At 66.8% G+C, this 23,215-nt stretch carries 12 protein-coding genes, 1 tRNA gene and 1 pseudogene; 10 read left to right on the top strand and 4 right to left on the bottom strand.

The window, feature by feature from the left end; translation table 11 throughout:
- The first annotated feature begins 4 nt into the window (after window positions 1–4).
- A complete protein-coding gene (locus DFR72_RS29345) occupies window positions 5–1,417 on the top strand; it encodes an amino acid permease (protein ID WP_090068119.1) in 1,413 nt (470 codons plus the stop codon).
- An 18-nt stretch (window positions 1,418–1,435) separates the two neighbouring features.
- Here the strand turns inward: DFR72_RS29345 and DFR72_RS29340 are convergent, their stop codons facing one another.
- From DFR72_RS29340 to hrpB, 3 genes are read right to left on the bottom strand one after another with little or no spacing between them, the layout of a single operon-like run.
- Window positions 1,436–2,038, bottom strand: coding sequence for an HD domain-containing protein (locus tag DFR72_RS29340; RefSeq protein WP_245983610.1), 603 nt, complete (start codon window positions 2,036–2,038; stop codon window positions 1,436–1,438).
- Entirely contained in the window at window positions 2,035–3,093 is a 1,059-nt protein-coding gene (locus DFR72_RS29335) for a macrolide family glycosyltransferase (RefSeq protein WP_170176438.1), read from the bottom strand. The genes DFR72_RS29340 and DFR72_RS29335 overlap by 4 nt, the downstream gene beginning before the upstream one ends.
- Before the next feature lie 57 nt (window positions 3,094–3,150).
- The gene (hrpB, locus tag DFR72_RS29330) at window positions 3,151–5,454 is read right to left on the bottom strand and encodes an ATP-dependent helicase HrpB (RefSeq protein ID WP_090068123.1); all 2,304 of its coding nucleotides are present in this window, start codon (window positions 5,452–5,454) and stop codon (window positions 3,151–3,153) included.
- Between the two features lie 127 nt (window positions 5,455–5,581).
- On the opposite strand from hrpB, the gene DFR72_RS29325 reads away from it, so the two are divergent.
- The 7 genes from DFR72_RS29325 (at window position 5,582) to DFR72_RS29295 (ending at window position 20,476) form a co-directional block, all read left to right on the top strand.
- Window positions 5,582–6,391, top strand: coding sequence for a GNAT family N-acetyltransferase (locus tag DFR72_RS29325; RefSeq protein WP_090068577.1), 810 nt, complete (start codon window positions 5,582–5,584; stop codon window positions 6,389–6,391).
- 50 nt (window positions 6,392–6,441) lie between these two features.
- Window positions 6,442–7,725, top strand: coding sequence for an MFS transporter (locus DFR72_RS29320; protein WP_090068125.1), 1,284 nt, complete (start codon window positions 6,442–6,444; stop codon window positions 7,723–7,725).
- A 46-nt stretch (window positions 7,726–7,771) separates the two neighbouring features.
- Window positions 7,772–8,554, top strand: coding sequence for a DsbA family protein (locus DFR72_RS29315; protein WP_090068127.1), 783 nt, complete (start codon window positions 7,772–7,774; stop codon window positions 8,552–8,554).
- Window positions 8,555–8,866: 312 nt separating this feature from the next.
- Window positions 8,867–8,939, top strand: a tRNA-Ala gene (locus DFR72_RS29310).
- Between the two features lie 815 nt (window positions 8,940–9,754).
- A complete protein-coding gene (locus DFR72_RS29305; RefSeq protein ID WP_170176437.1) occupies window positions 9,755–12,964 on the top strand; it encodes a LamG domain-containing protein in 3,210 nt (1,069 codons plus the stop codon).
- A gap of 31 nt (window positions 12,965–12,995) precedes the next feature.
- Window positions 12,996–19,766, top strand: coding sequence for an RHS repeat-associated core domain-containing protein (locus DFR72_RS29300; protein ID WP_090068131.1), 6,771 nt, complete (start codon window positions 12,996–12,998; stop codon window positions 19,764–19,766).
- Window positions 19,767–19,897: 131 nt separating this feature from the next.
- Window positions 19,898–20,476, top strand: coding sequence for a hypothetical protein (locus tag DFR72_RS29295; protein ID WP_090068132.1), 579 nt, complete (start codon window positions 19,898–19,900; stop codon window positions 20,474–20,476).
- Between the two features lie 73 nt (window positions 20,477–20,549).
- Here DFR72_RS29295 and DFR72_RS29290 read toward each other — a convergent pair.
- Window positions 20,550–21,114 (bottom strand): annotated as a pseudogene (locus tag DFR72_RS29290) (hypothetical protein).
- A 441-nt stretch (window positions 21,115–21,555) separates the two neighbouring features.
- Between DFR72_RS29290 and DFR72_RS29285 the strand changes: the two are divergent.
- Both DFR72_RS29285 and DFR72_RS29280 read left to right on the top strand, forming a co-directional pair.
- Window positions 21,556–22,545, top strand: a complete 990-nt coding sequence (locus DFR72_RS29285) for a DNA/RNA non-specific endonuclease (protein WP_090068134.1) — start codon at window positions 21,556–21,558, stop codon at window positions 22,543–22,545.
- 102 nt (window positions 22,546–22,647) lie between these two features.
- On the top strand, window positions 22,648–23,211 hold the full coding sequence (locus DFR72_RS29280) for a hypothetical protein (RefSeq protein ID WP_090068135.1): 564 nt from the start codon (window positions 22,648–22,650) through the stop codon (window positions 23,209–23,211).
- Window positions 23,212–23,215: the final 4 nt, after the last annotated feature.

The raw sequence follows: 23,215 nt of genomic DNA, 5'->3' as shown, positions 1-23,215 counted from the left end.
CCTGATGAGCAACCAACAGCGCATCGGGGCGCGGGTGTTGCGGCGCAAGCCGATCGACCAGCTGACCCACCCTGGCAGCGAACTCAAGCGCACCATGGGTGTCGGCCACCTCACCATGATCAGCATCGGTGCCACGCTCGGCTCCGGCATCTTCGTGGTGCTGGGGGAAGCGGTGCCGCTCGCCGGGCCCGCCATCGTGCTGTCGTTCGCGCTGGCGGGCATCACCGCGTTGTTCTCCGCGCTGTCGTACGCCGAGCTCGCGGGCCTGATCCCCGCGTCCGGCTCCTCGTACTCCTACACCTACGCGACCCTCGGCGAGATCGTCGCCTGGGTCTGCGGCTGGTGCCTCGTGCTGGAGTACGGCGTCTCGGTCGCGGCGGTCGCGGTCGGGTGGGGGCAGTACGTCAACGAGCTGCTGCACCTGGTGGTGGGACTGCGAATTCCGGACGTGCTGAGCCAGCCGCCGGGTGAGGGCGGGATCGTCAACGTGCCCGCCGTGCTGGTCGTGGTGATCGCCATGCTGGTGCTGCTCGGCGGTTCGAAGGGCAGTGCGCGCACGAACACGATCCTGGTGTGGGTGAAGGTCGGCTCGCTGCTGATGTTCTGCGCGGTCGCGTTCACCGCGTTGAAGGCGGGCAACCTGCAGCCGCTGTTCCCGTTGGGGCTGGCGGGCCTGAGCGCCGGCGCGGCCACGTTGTTCTTCTCCTACATCGGGTTCGACGCCGCGTCGACCGCCGGTGAGGAGGCCGAGAACCCGCAGCGCGACCTGCCGCGCGCGATCATCATCTCGCTGGTCGTGATCACCGCGCTGTACTGCGCGGTCGCCCTCGCCGCCGTGGGAGCCATGCCGTGGCAGACGTTCGAGGGCAAGGAAGCGGCGCTGAGCCGGGTGCTGACCGACAACGTCGACGGCGCGATCTGGCCGATCCTGCTGTCGATCGGCGCTGTCGTGGCGACCACCTCCGTCGTGCTGACCGTCCTCTACGGACAGACGCGCATCCTGTACGCCATGTCCCGCGACGGGCTCGTGCCGTCGATCTTCGCGAAGCTCAGCCCGCGCACCGGTGTGCCGTTCGTGAACACCGTCGTCGTCGGCCTGTTCATCGCCGTGCTGGCCGCGCTGGTGCCATTGGGCTCGCTGGCCGACGTGACGAGCATCGGCACGCTGTTCGCGTTCGGACTGGTCAACATCGCGGTGGTCGTCCTGCGCCGCACCGAACCGGACCGCAAGCGCACCTTCCGCGTGCCGTTCTCCCCGGTGACACCGTTGGTGGGCCTGGGGTTCTGCGTCTACATGATGTTCAGCCTCGAGCTGGACGCGTGGATCGCGTTCCTCGCCTGGATGGCCCTCGGGTTCGCCGTCTACTTCGGTTACAGCGTCAGGAAGGCACGTCTCGAGGTTTCCGGTGATCAGTGACGTCGCCCGCACGGTGCTCTAGGTCAGGGACTGGAGCTCGCGGGCGAGGTTGGTCCGCGCGGCGTCGTCCCACCGCTGCCGCGCGGGTTCGGTCACGAACAGCACCTCACGGTCGAGCAGGGTCTTCAACACCTTCGCCCGGCCCGCCCGCCACGTCGCGTCGTCGTACCGCGCGTACTCCCGGCGCACGGCCTGGCTGTAGCGGTCGTAGTGCTCCGGCTGCGAGCCGAGGATCGCCAGGTCGGCGTCGAGCAGCACGTGCGCCAGCGGGTCGTCGGACGAGTGCGTGATCGTGGCCAGCACCAACGACTCCACGCGTGCGATGTGCGCTTCGTCCAGGCCTGCCAGGCGTTCGCGGGCCCACGCGGCCGATGCGCGTTCGTCCTCACCGGGCTCGCTGTCGTAGATCACGTCGTGCGCGCAGGCCGCCAGCGCGAGGATCGCGCGTTCCTCGACCGTGAACGCGAACGCGTCGGCCAGCGCCGACGAGTCGCGGACGACGGACACCACGTGGAAGGCGTTGTGATAGGTCCGGTGCGGTTCGGCGTAGCGCTCCATCAGATCGCCCGCGTCCGGCGCGCCGCCGAGCGCGCGCACCGCGTCGTCCCAGATCCGTCTCACCGGGTCAGTTCCTCCTCGACGACGTCCGCGGCGGACGCGCTGCCGCCCGCCCGGTGAATCATCCGCTGCATGTCCTTCACCCGCGCGGAAATCGCGGAATCCGACGCCAGCTGATCCACCAACGAGCGCACACTCTCCACGGTCACCGTGTCGAGCAGCACACCGAGCCCCAGTTCCTCGATCCGCTGGCCGTGGAGCCGCTGGTCGGTCATGTGCGGCACGACGATCATCGGGACGCCGTGGTGCAGCGCCTCCATCACCCCGCCCATGCCGCCGCGCGTCACGAACACGCTGGCGTGCTCCAGCACCGCGAGCTGCGGCACCTCGTCGTGGGTCTCGACGTTCAGCGCGGGGCTCAGCACCTTGCCCTTCGTGACGAGGTGCCACGGCATTCCGCGCGCCGCGTCCGCGCAGACCTGCGTGTCCGTCGTCGCGAGCACCACCGGCCTCTCCGGCGGAGGTTGCCACGTGCCCTGGAACGCGCGTTCGGTCAGGCACGGGCCGATGAACGCGACGTGCTCGTCGAACGTGTGGCCCTCCGGCTGGAACTCCCTGGGGAACAGGGCGATCCGGCGGCGCGCGCCCGAGACGAACTCCGGCAGCGAGCAACCGAGAAAGCCGTGCACCCTGGTGAAGAACCCGATCGCGGCCGGGTCGAACCGGCGCGGCGGCACGACCGCGGTGCCGAGCGACCAGTGCGCGTTGCTGGTCAGGAGCACTTCCAGCAGCACGTTCGGCACGTCCAGCCGGTGCGCGATGACGCCGCCGGACCAGGCCGCGATGTCCCACGCCACCAGGTCCGGCCGGTCGTCGCGGAACGTGCGCTCGAGCTGGGGCAACGCCGACTCGGCCTCGGTGAGCGCGAGCTGCGCGGCCTCGTAGAGCGTCGCCGGCAGTTCGTCGGGAAGCGTTGGCTCGTAGGGGATCGCCGTCGCGCCGCACTCGGTGACGGCGACGGCGAACCGGGCGGGGACCGGGCAGCTCACCCGATGGCCGCGGCGCACGAGTTCGGCGATCACCCCGAGCACGGGCAGGACGTGTCCCCGCTCAGGCATCAGGAAGATCGCGATGTGCGCCATAGAAGAGACTAACGCTGCTCGTTTCCTGGTGGTTCAACGAGTTTTGTCTTGATTTTGTTCGAGTTTGTTCGGCTTGCTTTTGTCGTAGGGCCGTTCCGGCCAGTGGTGCTTGGGGTATCTGCCTTTCAGCTCGCTGCGGACCCGCAGGTAGCCGTTGCGCCAGAACGACCTGAGGTCGCTGGTCACGGCGGTGGGACGGCCGGCGGGGGAGAGCAGGTGCACCACCACCGGAATTCCGGCGATCTGCGGTGTGTCCGCCCATTTCATGGCGTCCTGGATGCGGACGGAGAGCACGGGCTGGTCCTGCGTGTAATCGACCTTGCCCTGGCCGATGCGTTCCGGCGCGAGTTCGTCGAACTCCGCGGCCTCGGGCCACGGCAGCAGACTCCTCAGCAACGCCGTCGTGTCGATCTTGGCGAGGTCGGAGCGCTTCTTCGCCTTGCCGAGGTCGAGCGCGCGGATCAGGTGCTCGTCGTCGACGCTCGGCCAGTCGCGGGTCCTGTGCAGGAACGCCATCCGCTCGCGCAGGCGGAGGGCCGTGTCGGTCCACTTGAGCAGGCCCAGGCCCTCGGCCTCCAGGCCGAGGCGGAGTGCCTGCTGCGACTTGGCCAGATCGTTGAGCGGGCGCTCGTCGAGGGTGATCGCGCCGAGCTTGCGGACCTCGTTCGCGATGACGTCGCCGCTCCAGCGGATGTCGTCGACCGTGTGCACGAGGGCCTGGGCCGCGGTGACGGCCAGTTCCTCGTCGGCCGGCGCGGCGAGGCGGATGCGGCCGTGCTTGCTGCCCGGTTCGCGGTCGGCGATCGCGACCGCGAGCCACTTGGCGTGCGAGTCGGTGTGCTCGACCGCCGTGCCGTTCGCCATCAGGTAGACGTTGCTGTTCTTGGACCGGCGCTTCGCCAGCCGTTCCGGGTAGGCCAGGGCGACGACGAGCGCGGGGTCGCCGTTGCCCGCCGGGTTCGTGCCGAGCTTCTCCAGCTTCTTGACTTCCTGGCGCCACTTGCCGGGTGCCTTCAGTGCGGTCGCGAGGTCGCTCGTGGACGGGTGCGTGCTGTCGTCGAGCAGTGCCACGACCTCGGCGGCGGTCCGGTTTCCGGCGAGCGCGCTGCCGTCGATGAGGGCACGGCCGAGCCGCGGGTGCAGGCCGACGCTCGCGATGCGGTCGCGGCGGCCGGGTTCGAGTGCGCCGATCGCGTCGAGGGTTTCCTGCGCCGCCTTGAGCGCGCCCTCCGGAGGGGCGTCCCACCAGTTCAGGCCGCTGCCGTCCGGGGTGCCCCACACGGCCAGTTCGAGGGCGAGCCTGGTCAGGTCGGCGGTCTTGATCTCCGGTTCCGGGTAGCGGGGGAGCGTCGAGTGCTCGTGCTCCGGCCAGCAGCGGTAGACGCGGCCCGGCGCTTCACGGCCCGCACGCCCGGCGCGTTGCTCGGCGACGGCCTGGGAGACGCGGATCGTGGCGAGGCCCGCAAGGCCCCTGCGGTGGTCGACCCGTGGGACTCGGGCCAAGCCGGCGTCCACGACCGCGCGGACGCCGGGGACGGTGAGGCTCGACTCGGCGATGCTCGTGGCGAGCACGACCCGTTGGTTCGAGCCGCGCCGGAGGGCCGCGTCCTGGGTCTGGGCGTTGAGCTGGCCGTGCAGGATCACGGTCTCCGCCCGGATCAGGCTCGCGGTTCGGTTGATCTCCCTGACACCGGGCAGGAACGCGAGCACGTCACCGTCTACTTCGGACAGCGCCTTGTTGATGGCCCTCGCGACCGTGGTCTCGATGTGCTCGTTGCGCGCGGGCGGGACGTAGGTGATCTGCGTCGGGAACATGCGCGACTCGGTGTGCAGGACGGGCGCGTTCAGCAGGTCCGAGAGCCGTTGCGCGGCAACGGTCGCCGACGTGGCCAGGAGCCTGAGGTCCGGGCGCAGACCGGCCTTGGCGTCCAGCAGGAGCGCGAGCAGGAGGTCGGCGTCGAGGTGGCGTTCGTGGCACTCGTCCAGCAGGACCGTGCCGACGCCTTTCAGCTCCTGGTCGTGCTGCAGCCTGCGGACGAGAAGACCGCTGGTCACGACCTCGATGCGGGTGTGCCTGCTCGTCTTGCGGTCGCCCCTCACCGAGTAGCCCACGGTGTGGCCGACCGGTTCGCCCAGCAGGCTCGCCATGCGCGCGGCGGCGGCTCTCGCGGCGATCCTGCGGGGTTCGGCGACGACGACCCTGCCTTCGAGGGCCAGCGGGACGAGCGTCGTCTTGCCGGTTCCCGGCGGCGCGACCAGCACGGCCGCCCCGTGTTCCCGGAGCTGCTCCAGGAGTTGGGGGAGAACGGATTTCACCGGGAGATCGGGCAGGTCCACGTCGCTGAGTGTGCCAGGGTCGTCGTCTGGGGCCTCGGCTGTGCCGGTGACGGCGTCGTGGGCGACGATCGGGGTGTACTCCTGGACTGCGCGTCGCGTCCAGGTGCCCAGTGGAAGGACCGCCGCGTTGGTTGACCCGTTGCGCGACCCGGACGACCCGGAGCTGCTCGACCCCTACCAGTCCCGATCGCTGGCGATCCTGGTGGAGGGAGCGCGGCTCGCGTCCGGTGCCGTCCGGTACGGCAAGGTGGGCAAGGTCGGCAGCGCCGCCGTGGTGGTCAACCGGGAGAACCCGCTGCCGTCGGGCAACTTCGGGTGCGCGCTGGACGGCTCGTCGGTCGAGGTCGCGTCCACGTTGCTGCAGCTCGAGCACACCTTCGCCGCGGTGGGGCGCGCGGAGGCCGTCGTGTACGCGTCACCGACCACGGTGGACGAGATCGAGGGCATCGCCGACGACTCGGGCTGGTACGCGGTCGAGGAGCTGCTGACCGTGGTTCACCGAGGGCCTGCTTCGGTGGCCGAGGGCGTGCGGCCCGCGGTCGACGCGGACGTTCCCGGAATCGTCGAGCTGCTGTCCGACGAGCTCGTCGGCAACCGTGAACGGCTGAGCCGCTGGCTCGGGCATCGATTGGACGACCCGCGGTGTTCGATCCTGGTGATGGACGACGGCGACCGGATCGGCGGATTCGTGTCGGGATTCGCTGAGCGCGGTGTGGGTCTGGTCGAGCAGTGCGTGGTGCGTCCGGCGCGGCGGCGTCGTGGCGTCGGGCGGTCGCTGGTGGTGTCCGCTGCCGCGACTCTGCGTTCGTCGGGCGCGATGTTGGTCGCGTCGCAGGTGGACGAGGGTCCGGGGGAGCGGTTCGCCGAGGCGTGCGGATTCGTTGCGGCGTATCCGGTGACTGCTTATGTACGCAGAGTGGATGAGCTGCTCGACTGAGTTACTTAGTTGCCGCGTGACATATCCTTAGCAGGGCTAAGGGAGGCTTTGTGCGCGAGCGGTTGCCGGTCGAGGTGTGGGTTCTGGTGGCGGCGAGTTTCATCATCGCCATCGGGTTCGGGATCGTGGCGCCCGTGCTGGCGGTGCTGGCGAAGTCGTTCGGCGTCGGCAACACCGCTGTCGCGATCCTCGTCGCCTCGTTCGCTTTGGTGCGGCTGGCGTTCGCGCCGATGAGCGGCAAGCTCGTCAACAGGTTCGGTGAGCAGCGGATCTACATCATCGGAATCCTGATCGTGGCCGTCGGCACCGGGCTGTCGGGCTTCGCGGCCAGCTACGGCGAGATGCTGACGTGGCGTGCGCTCGCCGGCATCGGGTCGACGATGTTCACCGTGGCGGCGCTCGGGCTGCTGATCCGGATCACGCCACAGCCGATGCGCGGGCGTGCGTCCGGGCTGTGGGCGGCGGGGTTCCTGCTGGGCAACATCCTGGGCCCGGTCGTCGGTGCCGTCCTCGTGCCGTTGGGGATCTGGGTTCCGTTCGTGTCGTACGCCGGGATGCTGTGCATCGCCGCGTTCGTGGTGTGGTTCTTCCTGCGCAAATCGACGTTGGCCGCGATGGACAGGACCAACACCGAGACGCCGATGACCATGCGTGAGGCGCTGCAGCACCGCGCCTACCGGGCCGCCCTGGCGTCCGGGTTCGCCAACGGCTGGGCCGTGTTCGGCGTGCGGATGTCGCTGGTGTCGGTGTTCGTGATCGAGGCGCTGAACCACAGCGCGACCGAGGCGGGCATCTCGATGTCCGTGTTCGCCGCCGGCAACGCCGCGATGCTGTTCGTCTCCGGCAAGGTCGCCGACACCTGGGGCCGCAAGCCCATCGCGATCGCCGGCCTGGTCATCAGCGGCCTCGGCACGATCTGGATGGGCTTCACCACCGAGATGTGGGTCTTCATGGCCGCGTCCGTCGTCGCCGGCATGGGCGCGGGCCTGCTGAACCCGCCGCAGAACGCCGTGGTGGCCGACGTCATCGGCGGCCGCAAGGGCGGCCCCGTGCTCGCAGGATTCCAGATGGTGACCGACTTCGGCGCGATCATCGGCCCGATCAGCGCGGGCCTGATCGCCGACTCGTTCGGCTACGAGGCGGCGTTCGCCGTCACCGGCGCCTCACTGCTGCTGGCCGTGGGCTACTGGCTCGTCGCCCCCGAGACCCTGCCCACGCACGAGGAGGAGCACACGGCCGCCGCGGTGGCGCCGGAGTGCGGCCGCCTCGACGAAAGCGCGGAGGTACCGACCGGCGAACGGGTCGGCGGAAAGCCACGTCACCCAGAAGCGTGATTGCGCGCTCAGCTTTCTTTTAGTTTGTGTCGCTACCCTCGTCGCCGTGGGTGGAGCAGAGCGCAGTGCGCGGAAGAAGAAGCAGGCCGCGCGTTCGGTGGTCCAGGCCCGTTCGTCGGGTTCCGACCGCACGAAGGTAATAGCGGGCATCGCCGTGGTGGCAGTGCTGGCCGTCGCCGTGATCGGCTACGTCGTCTTCCAGCAGATGAAGCCGTCCACGTCGACCACGGACGCCATCCCGCTGGCCCCCGCGGACCACACGATCTCGGCCCCGGCCGTCCGCGACGGCGGCACCGTGCTCGTCGGCAAGGACACGGCCACCGTGACCGTCGACGTGTACGAGGACTTCCTGTGCCCGATCTGCGGCACGTTCGAGAAGACCTACGGCACCGACATCAAGAAGGCCGTCGAGGACGGCAAGGTCAAGGTCCGCTACCACATCCTGCCGATGCTCAACCGCCTCTCGTCGCCGGAGGGCTACTCGACCGACTCGGCCAACGCCGCCCTGTGCGTGGCCGACGACGGCAAGTTCAACGCGTTCCACGCGGCGCTGTTCAACAAGCAGCCCGAGGAAGGCGAAGCCGGCTACACCAAGGACCAGCTCATCAAGCTGGGCAAGGAAGTCGGCGTCACGTCAGCCTCCTTCGAGTCGTGCGTGCAGAACCAGACCTACAAGTCGCAGCTGGACGAGCTGATGTCCAAGACCAGCAACGACCCCGCCCTCCGCGACGGCGAGTCGGGCCGCTTCCGCGGCACGCCCAGCGTCGCCTCCGGCGGCAAGCTCGTCGACCTGGACAACAAGAACTGGCTTTCCGACCTGGCCAAGTAAGTCCTTCGCACGCCGCCCGGTCCCGATGTTCGGGGTCGGGCGGCGTTCGCTTTTGTGCCGCGCGTCACTCCCGATTCGATGCGTTCGGTGCGCGCGATCTGCTCGTGTTGCGGACGCTGTTCGTGCAGCTCGTGGCGGGTTTCGGGGCCTTGCACTCGATCTTCGGGGTGGTCGGTGCCGCGTGCTCTTCATAGGCTCCTACCAGGCCGAATGCGCCGTGGATACCCCCGATTTTTATCTTGTGGCATGGGTGTTGTACGGTATTGCCACACGAGAACGACGGGGAAACCCGACGGGAACGTGGACCTTCAAGGGGCTGTGGCGCAGCTGGTAGCGCATCACACTGGCAGTGTGAGGGTCAGGGGTTCGAGTCCCCTCAGCTCCACTTGTAGGTAGAACCCGTCTGGTCTGGCGACATCGCTGACCGGGCGGGTTTCTTGCTGTTGTGGGTGGATCTTGGACGATCGTCTGTTGATCGTGTTGCGGTGACCCTGTGGAGCAGTTCTGGAGCAGGATTCTCCGGTTCGGTCGTTGTGCTGCCCCCTGGCCTGGGGTGATCGATGTGACCCTCCTGTCAACGGTGTGAGGGTCAGCGGGCATTCGGTATGCGGTGAGCGGTCCGGAGGCATGACGTTTGAACGGCCTTGATGGTGCCGGGTGCTTTCGTTGTGGCTGTCCGGTTTGACGGTGTGACCATCCCACCGGCGATGTGAGCGTCAGGTCCGTTGTGCAGCTTGGCTCCAGCGATGCGTGTGGGCCGGCGCAATAGGGCGGACTGGACGTTTCTATGGTTGCGCTTAGCCAGTTGTCGCGGCGCGTTGAAGAGTCGTTGTTCGATTTCGTGCGCGACGTGTGAGCGGCCGCGGCCGTGCAGATGGCCGCCTGGGGCGTTGGAGTTGTTCTCGCCGGTAGGTGTGGGCCGCGGTGGATGACGTCGCTGTGCCCAGGCCGGTTCCTGCGCCGAGTCAGCACGTGCGGCTGTAGCCCGTGCCGGGCTCTGGGGTCGTTGTGATCCGCCTGGCGATGCTACTCACTGTGATACTGGTCTTGCGCTTGGTTACACCGGTCGGTGGATTGATCTCGAGCGGATGTTGGCTGAAGCTGGCTGCCGTTCCGGGGGAGTTTCTGACTGGGGGAATTTTGGTGCGCCACAGATCGGCGCGCAGCTTTGGGCTGCGCGCGTTTGCTCTTGTGCTCGTTTTGACGGCTGGTCTCGGCACACCTGACGCGCTTGCGGCTCCGGCACCGGCTGAGTTGCCGGATGAGGGGTCCGCGCTGGCGGCGGCGCGGAAGTTCGACAAGCCGGTGAAGGTGTCCGGGCTGACGACCGAGGCCTCAGAGACCTCGGCGAATCCGAACGGCACGATGACCGTGACCCAGACGCTCCGTGCGGAGCGAGTCAAGCGCGGTGATCAGTGGGTTCCGGTCGACACGGAGGTGCGCAAGCATTCGGACGGTCTGATCCGTCCTGAGGCGACGTTGGTGGACCTTCGGCTTGCCGGAAAGGGCAAGGGCACGCCGCTGGCGGTGGTGGCCAAGGACGGCGTCGAGATAGGTCTGAGCTGGCCTGAGGCGTTGCCAGAACCGACGGTGAACGGTTCTACGACGACGTACGAAGAGGTGTGGTCGGGTGTCGACCTGAGGGTCGATGCGACCTCCACTGGATTCAGTCAGGTGTTGGTGGTCAAGACCGCGGAGGCTGCGAAGTCGGACAAGCTACGCAAGATCACCTACGGCTCCCACGTCAAGGGCGGCAAGCTGAGCCAGCGGGATGGTCTGCTGGAGGTGAAGGACGACAGGGGGCAGGTCCGATTCACCGGTGATGCCTCCCAGATGTGGGACGCGACCGGTCGTTCGGCGAAGATGGCTGTCGAGCTCACCGCCGCCACCTTGTCCGTGGTGCCCGACCAGGCGTTCCTCGCTTCGCCGGAGACGAAGTTCCCGGTCTCGATCGACCCCAGGTACGACTGGGCCGGCTTCAAGAATCACCATCTGGTCCTGCAGGAGTACTTCCCGAACGCCCGCAACTACGACCGCACCGACGGTCAGTTGGGCGATCTCAAGTCGGGCTGGCACAGCAGCACCGGCGCCTCGATCTCGTATGTCGAGATGAACACGGGGCCGCTGGCCGGCAAGAAGGTCCACTCCGCGAAGTTCGCGACGAAGGTGATCCACTCCGCGAAATGCGCTGAGGTACAGCCGACTGCCTTGTGGCACATGGGCGGTTTCGGTCCTGACACCACGTGGGGCACCGGTGGGCCCGCGTGGTTCAGCAAGTGGGGAACGATCAACACGAAGAACAACGCTGATTACTGCCCCTCCGACGGTCAGACCGAGTTCGACATCACCGGCCTGGTCGACTCCCACGCCAAGAACTCCTATCCCGCGATGACCCTCGGACTCATCAGCGACAGCCTGGACGCGAACGACAAGGCGTGGCGCCGGTTCGACCTCAACCCGGTGCTGAGGGTCATCTACAACTCACCCCCGGACAAGGCGAGCGACCTGAGCATGGAACGCGGCCTGCACGTGTGCGGAAGTGGGGACAAGATCTCGTACGTGCCGACCAGGACGCCGCGCCTGCGTGGCCGGCTGTCCGATCCCGACGGTGGCGTGCTCTGGTCGCACTTCGCGTTGCACAGGGGACCGGTGGGGAACAGCATCGGTATCGCTGACTACCACTACGCGGACACACCTTCGGGCTCCTATGTCGAGGCTCAGGTACAGCCGGACACGATCACTGAGGACGGTGTCTACAACTGGTCGGTGAACGCGAGCGATGGTGAGCTGACTTCCGGTTGGAAGGGCAACTGCGAGTTCATCGTCGACACGGTGAAGCCCGTTGTGCCGCAGACGACTTCGGTCGAGTATCCGGCGTCGGTGCCTGGTGGCGGCGTGGGTGTGACTGGCACGTTCGAGCTGGACTCCGTGAAGGCGCAGAGCGGTGACGTAGCCAAGTTCATCTACTCGTTCACGCATGACGGCGGCGAATCGCTGAACAAGGAGATGGTTGCTGGAGCGGATGGCAAGGCGACGATCCGGTGGACGCCGACCGCGGTGGGCACGCAGACTCTGTTCGTGAAGACGGTGGACAGGGCGGGCCTTCTGTCCGACATTCAGCGGTACGAGTTCAACGTGCTGCCCGGTGGGCCTGCGACCGCGCACTGGGCGTTGGACGGCGCGCTGACCGATACCAACGGGGTCAACGCATTGACGTCCAACGGCACCCCGAACCTCACCGCGGCGGGCTACTCGGGCAAGGGGACCCGGCTGAACGTGGCGCAGGACTACCTCAGCGGTGGCGCGGTGGTCGACACGTCGAAGAACTTCACGCTGTCGGCGTGGACGAAGCTCGACGGCACCAGCGCCAGCCAGGCGGTCCTTTCCACGTCGGACGCTTCCACGCTCAGCTCCAGCCTCTACTACGACCAGAGCGTCAAACGCTGGACGTTCGGCATGACGGCGAAGGACAACAAGGCCGACCTCAGGGTCGTGCGGGCAGGGGCCGAGGTGGTGGCCGGTGTCTGGACCCATCTGGCCGGAACTTACGAGACCACGACGAAGACGCTCTCCCTGCACGTCGACGGCATCAAGCAGGGCGAGGTCGTGGGGCTGGAGAGCTGGCAGGCGTCGCAGTTGCTGGTGGGGCGCCATCGTTGGAACGGCCAGGACATCGCCTCCTTCGTCGGCTCGGTCGACGAGCTCAAGGTCTACAACCGCACGTTGAATGATGCCGAGATCAAGGTGCTGGCGAAGCAGGCAGGGATCCGTGCCCACTACAAGATCGGCGAGGGCACGGGCACGTCCACGAAGGACGAGGTGACCAGCCGTGTCGCCACTGCGGGTGGCAAGGTCGGTTGGGAGACGAGCAGCAGGTACACGTCGTTGCTGCTGAACGGGCCTGATGAACAGGGACAGCCTCAGGACGTCGAGGCGTACGTCTCGGCTCCTGCGCCGGGCATCCGGACCGACCGCTCCTACACCGTTTCCACGTGGGCGAGGCTGGATCTGGACGCGCCAGAGGACAAGCCTCGGACGATTGTGAGCCTGGCGCACAACGGCACCTCGCAGCTGGACCTGAGGTACGGCGGTGCGTCGAGGAAGTGGGAGTTCGTGATGGCCGGATCCACTGTTGCCACCGCTTATGAAGCGGAGGTGCAGGAGTGGGTGTACCTGACGGCGGTTCACGACACGACCGCTTCTGAGATGCGGTTGTACCTGAACGGTATCTACATCACCAGGGTTTCGTTCACCGGCGGGTCGGCCACAACCGAGTCCACTGTGGAGCTCGGCAGGCTCACGCCTGCGACCGCCGCGGGTGGGTTCTGGAAAGGCGGGATCGATGACGTCCGCGTCTACGCCGGTGCGCTCTCGGACGAAGAGATCCGGGCGCAGGCCGTTCGCAGCTGATCGGGCACTCCACTCCTAACAGAGGAAGTTCATGCGCAACCACAAGAGGTGGTCGCGCGCTCTAGCCCTGTCGCTGGGCTGGGTGATGATCGCCGGTGTCGTTTCCCCGACGCCGGCGCTCGCCCAGCCCACGGGCAGAGACGCGAAAAAACCCGACACCCAATCCGAGACGAACGTTCCCGGCGAGGCCGCGAAGCTGCGGCCCGTCGCACCGATCGTGGCGAGCAACCAGCCTGTCCCGAACGTCAGCTGGCCGTCAGCGAGCAACTCCGAGGTCGCCGCTTCAGGTGACCTCCGCCAAGCCGGTGCGGCCCCGGTCAAGGTCGGCAAGGCGGACGCGGCCCCGGTGCGGGTCGAGACGTTCGGCCAGGACACGTCAGCGAAGATCGGCGTGGCCGGTGTCGTGCTGAAGGTGTCCGACAAGGCAGGGAAGTCTCCAGGCAAGACGTCGGTCGAGGTCGACTACTCCGGTTTCGAGCACGCCTACGGCGGCGACTACGGTTCGCGGCTGCGGTTGGTGCGGCTGCCGGAATGTGCGCTGTCCACGCCGGACAAGGCCGAGTGCAAGACGCGCACCGCGGTGCAGTCGCGCAACGACGTCAAGACGAAGAAGCTGACGGCCACCGATCTCGCGCCGTCCTCGGGCGCGATGCTGCTCGCTGCCGAGCCCGCCACGGGTGGTGCCGGGGGTTCGTTCCAGGCGACCTCGTTGTCCCCTGCGGGTAGCTGGTCCGCCGGTGGTTCGAGTGGAGACTTCACCTTCAACTACCCGATCAAGCTGCCGGGTTCGGTTGGTGGGAGCGCGCCGGGGGTGTCGCTGGGCTACTCGTCCGGCGGTGTCGACGGACGCACCAGCGCGACGAACAACCAGGCGTCGTCGTCCGGTGACGGCTGGGACCTCAGCGCGGGCGGGTTCATCGAGCGCCGCTACAAGAGCTGTGGAGAGGACCTCAACACCACGATCGGCCAGAAGAAGACGGCCGACCTGTGCTGGGTGACCGACAACGCCACCATCCAGCTCGCCGGCATCTCGTCGGAGCTCGTCAGGATTGGCACCACGGAGACGTGGCGGGCCAAGAACGACGACGGCTCGAAGGTTGAGCGCCTCTACCGCACGCCGGTCGCGGGCGGTGATGACAACGGCGAGTACTGGAAGGTGACGACCCCGAACGGCACCCAGTACTTCCTCGGCTCGCGCGAGGCGGAGTCGACGTGGACGGTGCCGGTGTTCGGCAACCACTCCGGTGACCAGTGCTGGGCGGCAGGGAAGCCGTTCAAGGACCTGTCGTGCCGTCAGGCGTGGCGGTGGAACGTCGACTACGTGGTGGACCCGAAGGGCAACGTCACCCGGTTCTACTACAAGACCGAGAAGAACCGGTACGGCCGCAACCTCGAGGCCACCGACGGAGTGGAGTACGAGCGCGCCGGCCGGTTGGACCGCATCGACTACGGCCTGCACAACTCGGACGAGAACGCTCCGGCTCCGGGACGTGTTCAGTTCCACTACTCGGAGCGATGCATTCCGTCGAGCGGTTTCGACTGTGCTCCGGGCAAGCTGAACAAGGACAACGCGAAGAACTGGCCGGACGTGCCGTTCGACCAGATCTGCGCACCCGGTGCGAGGTGCGAGAACCAGTACTCGCCGACGTTCTTCAGCCAGCAGCGGCTCACGAAGATCACCACGCAGGTGCGCAAGGAGAACGTCGCCGCGGAGTGGCGTGACGTCGACCAGTGGGAGCTCGGCCAGTCGTTCCCGCCGTCCAACGACGGTCTGGACCCGGCGCTGTGGCTCGACAGCATCAAGCACACCGGACTGGTCGGTGACGCGAAGTCGTTGCCCGCAACGAAGTTCGAGCGCCTCACGATGGCGAATCGGGTGGACGGTGACAGCGACGTGTATCCGCCGCTGCTGCGCGGTCGCGTCAAGCGCGTCCAGCACGAGGCCGGTGGTATCACCGAGGTCGAGTACACCGACAAGGATTGTGTGCCGGGGCAGCGCATGCCGGTTCTCGCGAACGCTCATGAGAACACGATGCGGTGCTTCCCGTCGTACTGGACGCCGGAGGGCGCTACTGAGCCGCAGTTGCACTGGTTCCACAAATACGTCGTGCGCGCGGTCATCGCGGACGATCGTGTTCGTCAGCTCAGCGAGCAGACGAAAACGTACTACGAGTACGAGAGCATCGACAACGCTGCGTTGTGGCACTACGACGAGAACGACTTCGGTGATCCGAAGTACCGGACCTGGTCACAGTGGCGTGGCTACAACAAGGTTCGCACGATCTCCGGTGACACCAACGAGCCCGATCGGCCGGTGACCGAGACGATCTACCTGCGCGGCATGGACGGCGATCCCGTGCCCGGCGACCGGCCGCCCGGCGATCCGGTGCCGAGGGGTAAGCGCAATGCCTGGGTCGAGTACGACGGTGAGCGGATCGAGGACGTCGAGCGGCTCAAGGGCATCGTGTGGAAGACGTTCTCCCTCAACGGTGGAGCGGTCCACACGAAAACCACGAGCGAACCTTGGATCTCGCCTGTCGCTACGGCGGAGAACGGCGACGACAAGGCGTTGCTGCTCAACACCAAGACGGTGACCACGAAGACCGCGGTCGGCAACGATCAGTGGCGGACCAAGCGGGCGAGCACGACGTTCGACGACGCTCACGGCCAAGCCCTCACGGTCCAGGATGAAGGCGACATCGACGTCACCGGCGACGAACGGTGCACGGTCACCACCTACGCGTCAAACGAAGCCGCGTGGATGTGGACCTATGCCAGCCGGATCCTCACCTACGCCGCGAAGTGTGATGCCGTGGCGACCGACGACAACACCATCAGCGACACGGTCTCCGCCTACGACGGCAAGCTGCCTGGTGAGGCGCCGAGCCAGGGGCTTGTCACCATCGCGTCGCGGTGGAACGGCGAGCGCACGACCCCACGCGCGTATCAGGCGATCACGACCACTGAGTACGACGTCTACGGCAGGGTCAAGAAGACGACCGACCCCGCGATCGGCGACACCACCACGGTCATGGAGCCCGCGTTCGGCTTCCCGGTGCGCAAGGTGACCACCACCAACGCCAAGGGCCACGCCTCGACCGTCGAGTACGACCCGGCACTCGGCCTGCCGGTCGCCCAGATCGGTCCGAACGGTGAGCGGATCGACGCGAAGTACGACGCGCTGGGCCGGTTGACCCACACCTGGCTCCCGCATCGGGCACGGCACCTCAGTGCCAGTGCCCAGTACGAGTACGTCTACGACGAGGCGACCGCGACCGTCATCGAGGTCTCGAAGTCGTTGCGCGAGCGCGACCAGCAGTACAACGTCTCGTACAAGATCTTCGACGGTCTGCTGCGTGCTCGCCAGACCCAGGTGCCCGACGGCGAGCAGAAGGCCGGGGATCTCGGGCGGATCATCACGGACACGTTCTTCGACTCACGTGGCCTGGTGACCAAGACGAGCAACGCCTACTTCAACCGGCAGGCGCCGGACGGCAAGTTGTTCGTGGTGGCGGATGTCCAGGTGCCCAACCAGGAGGTCACCAAGTACGACAAGCTGGCCCGCCCGGTCAGCGTCGCGTTCCACAGGTTCGGCACGCCGCAGTGGAGCACCACCACGGTTTACGCGGGCGACCGCGTGCACGTGACGCCTCCGCCGGGACAGATCCCGACCACCGTCGTCAGTGACGCGCACGGCCGTGAGATCGAACGCATCCAGCACAACGGTCCCGGCGCCGACGTGACGAAATCGAAGTTCAACTTCAAGGGACAGCTGGAACAGGTCACCGACCCAGCGGGCAACACGTGGTCGTACAAGTACGACCGGCTGGGTCGCAAGTTCGAGGAGACCGACCCTGACCGGGGCACGGCAACCGTCGAGTACAACAACCTCGACCAGGTCGTGAAGACGGCCGACAGCGAGAACCGGTCGGTGTCGTTCAAGTATGACCAGCTGGGCCGCAAGACCCAGATCCTCTCCGGTGACACCACGCTCGCGGAGTGGAAGTACGACGCCAAGAAGAAGGGCCTGCTCGACTCGGCCACCCGGTTCTCCGGCGGACAGGCCTACATCCAGCGCGTCACTCGGTACGACGCCTACAGCCGCATTCGCGAGTCCCAGGTCGAGATTCCCGCGACCGAAGGGGCACTGGGGCAGACCTACTACTTCGAGCGCGACTACACGCCGGTCACCGGCGCGCCCCAGTCCACGCTGCTACCCGCCGCGGGTGGGCTGCCGGAGGAGTCGGTGGCCACCTTCTACAACGACCAGGGCGCGCCGGTCAAAACCGCCGGGCTCACCACCTACGCCAGCGACCACATCTACTCGAAGTTCGGCGAGACGCTGCGCCTGACCCTCGGCCCGGAATCCAACCCCACCGATGGTGTCAACCAGCTGTGGCTGACCAACTACTTCGAGGAGGGCAACCGCCGTCTCGAACAGTCCATCGTGGACCGTTCACGTGACACCGACTGGCGGATCTCCAACCAGAAGTACTCGTACGACACCGGCGGCAACATCACCAGGATCGCCGACGAGCCGAGCGACAAGACGGCCTGGGACACCCAGTGCTTCCAGTACGACAAGCTGCGCAGGCTGACCAAGGCGTTCACTCCTCTGTCAGGCGACTGTGCGACCACCGTTGTCGGCGGCGCGGCCTCGTACCAGCACGAGTACCAGTACGACAGCATCGGTAACCGCACCAACGAGCGCACGACCACGGGATCCAACGTGGTCAACCGCAAGTACAACTACGACCCGGCGAAGCAGCCGCACGTCGTCCGCTCGATCGAGGAAAGCGGCCCGTCCGGCACTGCTCTTGACGAGTTCGATTACGACAAGACCGGCGCCACAACCTCCCGCAAGGTGGCGGGCAACACCCAGACGGTCTCCTACGACGTCGAAGGCCGCACGTCGAAGGTGGTGGAGGCGTCCGGTAAGGAGTCGTCGTACCTCTACAGCGCCGACGGTAGCCGGCTGATCAAGCGCGAACCGGGCCGTACCACGCTCTATCTGCCCGAGGGCATGGAGCTGGTCATGGACGATGCGACCCAGCAGGTGTCCGGCAAGCGCTACTACGCGCACGGCGGCACCGTGGTAGCGGTGCGGCATTCCAGCGGGCGGCTGTCGTACGAGGTGGGCAATCATCAGGGCACGCCGACGTTGTCGGTGAAGGCTGGTGACTTGACGTATCAGCGTCAGTACTTCGACCCGTTCGGCAAGGCCCGCGGCCCGAACGGCGGCTCCTGGCCGGATGACAAGGGTTTTGTCGGCGGTACACGAGATACGTCTGGTCTGACGCATCTGGGGGCTCGCGAGTACGACCCGGCGACCGGCCGGTTCCTGTCAGACGACCCGATCATGAACACGGCCAACCCGCAGCAGGTCAACGGGTACTCCTACAGCAACAACAACCCGGTGACGTTCTCCGACCCGTCAGGCATGTACCTGGAGGGCGGCACCGGTGCCGACGGCCACAACTACGGCATCGACAAGGAGCGCGGCATCATCGTCGGCAACGCGCCGAGCACAGGCGATCACGGGCTCGCGCAGGCGTACCCGAGTGCCGGCAGGAACCAGCAGCGGGGTCAGGCGTCCACCGCGGCGGCACAGCAGGCTCGTTACGCCGCTTTCGGGGGCAAGGACAAGTACGAGGAGTACCTGCGCGAGGCGAACAGCTCGCAGTCGTGGTGGAGCATCGTCGTCGCGGAGCTTCCTGACCTGTTGATGGACCTCGCGGGCATCAACGACGTCAAGAACTGTTTCACGGAGTTCGACATCCTCGCCTGCGTCAGCCTGGTGCCTGCGGCGAAGGTCTTCAAGCTGCTGCAGGCCGGTGAGCGGATCGCCAGGGCGATCATCAAGGCGAACCGGATCATCGACAAGATCGCAGACGCCGCCGCGAGGCTGCGCCGAGTCGAGGAAAAGGTCGACGAAGCCGTCGAAACGGCGGCCGCGTGTCTGGTCAACAGCTTCGTACCCGGCACACGGGTCTTGATGGCAGACGGATCGACGAAACCGATCGAGGAGATAGAACTCGGAGATCAAGTCCTGGCCACGGATCCGGAGACCGGCGAAAGCCAGAGCCAGGGCGTGGTACGGACCATCGCCGGCAACGGCTCCAAGAACCTCGTGGAGCTGATGGTCGAGGGCCAGGACGAGAAGATCGTCGCCACCGACGGGCACCGGTTCTGGTCGCCTGAACTCGGGGATTGGGTTCGGGCGGACAAGCTCTTCGCTGGTCAGTTGCTGCAGACCTCTACCGGAACCGTGGTGCAGATCGCGAAGATTCGGAAGTGGACGGCTCAGCAGCGCGTTCATAACCTGACGATCAACGGCGAGCACACCTTTCATGTTCAGCTGGGTGCTGCCGCCGTCCTCACTCACAACTGCGGAAACCAGGTTTTTCATCCTGGTCGCAGGGGGGTCGACACCGAGTTCCAGGAAAGGATTCCCGACGACATCGGCGAGGCGCCTGGTTCGTCACTTGCGGATGGCGAGTACCTCTTCGTCGTTCGTGAGGATGGCGCGCTGCGTGCCGCGACCGAGGCTTCTGTTCAGGCAGTCGGGCTCGGCAGTGCCGGACACACGTCCCTGGCCAAGAGGAACGGGGTGATCATGGCAGGTATGTTCTCGGTGGAGAACCGCGTGATCAGAGCTATCAGCAACCACTCAGGGCACTACATGCCAACAGAGACTCCGGGGTTCAACTCCTTGTTGAGCATCACAAAGAAGGCGTTCAACCGGCACGGATGGGGCTTCGACGACAAGGCATGGTCACTGAGGAAACCGGAGGGCTCATGAGTCGTACGGCTTTTCCCGGCCCAGACGTGCTTTTGGAACGCCTGGAGCGGAGCCGAGGAGACGATCGTCCTCGAGTAGAGGGCGGAGGTTACACTGAGGAACTCCTCGGTCGGCTCGCGGAGCAGCTCGGCGTGCAGAGGCTCGATCTTTTCATCGTCGCGGATCTGGCTGTCCCCGAGGATGAGTTGCCCTTTCATCCGAACGCCAGCGGTGCGCTCGCCCAGCTGGTGGAGCGCACGCTTCGCTTGCCTGAGGCGGGTAGGAAACGGCTGCGCGAGGTCGCTCGGTCGCTGCCTGTGCAGCCGCCGTCCGGGCCGTCGCGTTATGGTCCTCTGCAGCCGACCGGGCAGCCGTACCCGCCGGGATTCGGCTCGCTGTTCGCGCGAATGCTGGCACTTCGCAACATGAGTTGGGGTGCATCGGTCCAGGTGCTGCACCTGATGTCCGGAATTTACCTGTCAACATCGAACATCGGCGGGATGGTGCGCGGGCTACGAGTGTTCGACGCAAAGCTCGTCATCGGCCTCGCAGCTGTCTTCGGGATGCCAGCCGGTGTCCTGGCAACGTTGATGGACGTGGATCTGGCGATCGGAGATCACGTGCACTCGGCCAAGAACCGTGATGCTGCCGCTTTGCTGTGGGAAGTGCGTCAGTTGACGTCAGAGCAGGTGTGGGGGCTGTCGGAGTTGGCCGATCAGTTGAACGGCTGAGGATGCAGCAGTGAAAGAAGCCGAGGGCCGGACACGATCATCGTGCCCGGCCCTCGGTCCGTTGTGGGTTCGGTCAGCGTTCGGACCGCCGCAGAAGTCCTAACTGGCGCCACGAGCGGCGGCGTCCGTTGGCACTGGGCACCGCACCTTCCGCCGCCGCAGCGGTGGAGGCGTCACGCCGTGGCCTGCGCACCGCGCGCATGGCCGCGCCGGCGACGCGACCGTGCAAGGGCTGACGCAGGCCGAGACGGCGTGCGGCGACACCGTGCGCCCGCTTGATCGTACGGCGGTCGGCGGCCCGTGACGGTCCAGGCCTCCGGGTGCTTGGAGAGCCACATGTACCGGCGTACCGAGTACGGCAGGTGCGCCAGGTACACGACCATCGCGATGATCAGTCCCACCAGCGGGTAGGTGGTGATCGCGGCGGCGGCCAAGCAGTCCGATGAGGACCAGCAGTGGTGCCACCGCGCGCGGCGGCACCTTCACCGTCTTCACGGACAGCGTCCGATGCGGGACACCAGCAGCATCGCGATGCGGCCGTCCAGGCCGTCGAACACGGCCGCTGCCGCGATCGCGGCGATGGCCGCGCCCCACATGCCGACGTTCGCGAAGTGCACTGCGGACAGGCCCGAGCACATGGCCAGGACCGTGATCGCGTTCGGCAGCAGGCGAACGCCGGGCCCGCTGGGCGGCTCGTCGAGTGACTTTCGGCTACGAGCCTCACACTGTTCTAAGTGGAGCGGTTCTGGAGCACCGCGTAGAGCAGAACGTCGCGCAACGGCGCCGAACAGCGCTGAACGACGCCCAACCACGCTGGTTGACTATGGAGTTCTCTGTTTCTGCAGGTCAGAGACATGACCTGACCCGACTGGCAGTGTGAGGGTCAGGGGTTCGAGTCCCCTCAGCTCCACTTGTAGGTAGAACCCGTCTGGTCTGGCGACATCGCTGACCGGGCGGGTTTCTTGCTGTTCCGGGTCATAGGAACCCGGAAGAGGCGGTATTCGCCGACTCGATTGCGCACCGCCGTCACCGTAATGCGCCGAAACCCTCCTCTCGTTCCCACCGATGAACGAGCTGCGGTGATCTTCCGCCGCGGACCGGCGAACGAGGGGAACTCGGTGACCACCAAGCGCAAGAGGAACGTCGTCGACGACGACAGCGACGACGAGTTCCAGGTCGACAGTTCGGAGGACGAGTCGAGCAGCTCGGACTCGGAGGACGAACGCTCGCCCAAACGGCGCCGCCTGAACGACTCGGACTCCGAGTCCGGCTCGTCTGACGACGGGTCCGGCTCGTCGGACGACGAGTCCCTCGAGGACGACATGGAGGAGGACGAGAAGCTGGCTGCCGAGGAGGCCGCCGCGACCCTGGCCGACACCAGTGGCCGGAGCCGGCTCGTCATCCCGAACCCCTTGTTCATCTCGCAGATGCAGTACCTCGCCGGGCCCAGCTACATCCAGTTCAAGGACAACGCGGGCCTGCCGAACGGTCGCGGTGGGCGGCTCAGCACCGCGACGCTCGGTCCTGGTGCCGTGGTGAACATCAACAGCAACGCGCAGTCCACGGCCTCGTTGCCGGTGCTCGGCGCGATCCGCCTCAAGTACCCCGACCGCGCGTTCAAGGCGGGGCACCTGCTCAACGCCATGTTCGGCGGGTCGGCCGACCAGAAGAACATCACCGCGTTGACCAGCAACGCCAACGGCCAGCAGAACACCTTCGACAACCGGGTGAAGACGGCCGTCGAGGTGGTCAAGAAGGTCTACGAGGGACTCAACGGGCTCGGCATCGACGTGAGGGCGCTCGGGTACGGCATCGGTGTCACCGTCACGGTGTCCGACGCGACCTGGGGGCTTGCCGCGCCGGAGAAGTGGATCGCCACGGACATGACCTGCCACGCCGCCGTGGTGGGCGCGCCGAACGTCGATCTCCTGTTCGCCCAGAAGTACCCGACCTCCCAGGGCAGGCCGGACCGCTGGCAGACGGTGTTGAAGGATCTCAAGAAACTCGTCGCCGACGTGGCCGGTCTGGTGGCCCAGGCCAATGCGGCAGGCACGATCAACAACAACTGACTCGCACGTGCCGATCGGCACCCCTGGCGGCGTGACCTCTGGCCGTCGATGTGGCCGGTCGGGACTTCGGCGCACGGTGGTGGTGTTCCTAGCGTCGGTGGTGTGGCTGACAACGAGATGTTCTTGCCGAGGTTCGGTGCCGTGTGCGGGGTCGTCCTCGCCCTGTCGATCGGTGTGCCGGGGGCCGTGGAGGCCTTCACCGGGGAGACGGCGCTCACCAGTGCGGTGATCGGGCTGGGGACGGCGTTCGGGGCGCCCGCGGTGCTGGCGTTGCACGGGCACCAGGCGCACGCGTCGGGGAGGTTCGGGGCGTTCGCGTTCGCCGCGAACCTGCTCGGGCTGGGGCTGTTCACCGGGGTGGCGTTCGCGCTGAACCTGGTGATCTTCTTCCTGGAACCGGGGTCGCTGGCGCCGCTGACCCAGGTGGTGCTGAAGGCCGGGTCGTTGGTGTTCGTGCTCGGGTCCGTGCTGTTCGGGGTGTCGATGGTGCGGGCGAAGGTGTTCCCGGCGGTGCCGGCGTGGGGGTACGGGGTCGGCTTCGTGCTGCTGGCCGTGTTCGCCGTGCTGCCGGACACGCCGTTGTCCGCTCTGGTGCACGTCGCGTGCGCGGTGGTGCTGGTGTGGCTTTCGGCGACGGTGTGGCCGGCACGTCCGGCGCTAGCCTGAGCGG

It is taken from the genome of Lentzea flaviverrucosa (assembly GCF_003350445.1).
In the GTDB taxonomy this organism is placed as follows: Bacteria; Actinomycetota; Actinomycetes; order Mycobacteriales; family Pseudonocardiaceae; genus Lentzea; species Lentzea californiensis.
This window is presented reverse-complemented; position numbering and strand designations above follow the sequence as displayed.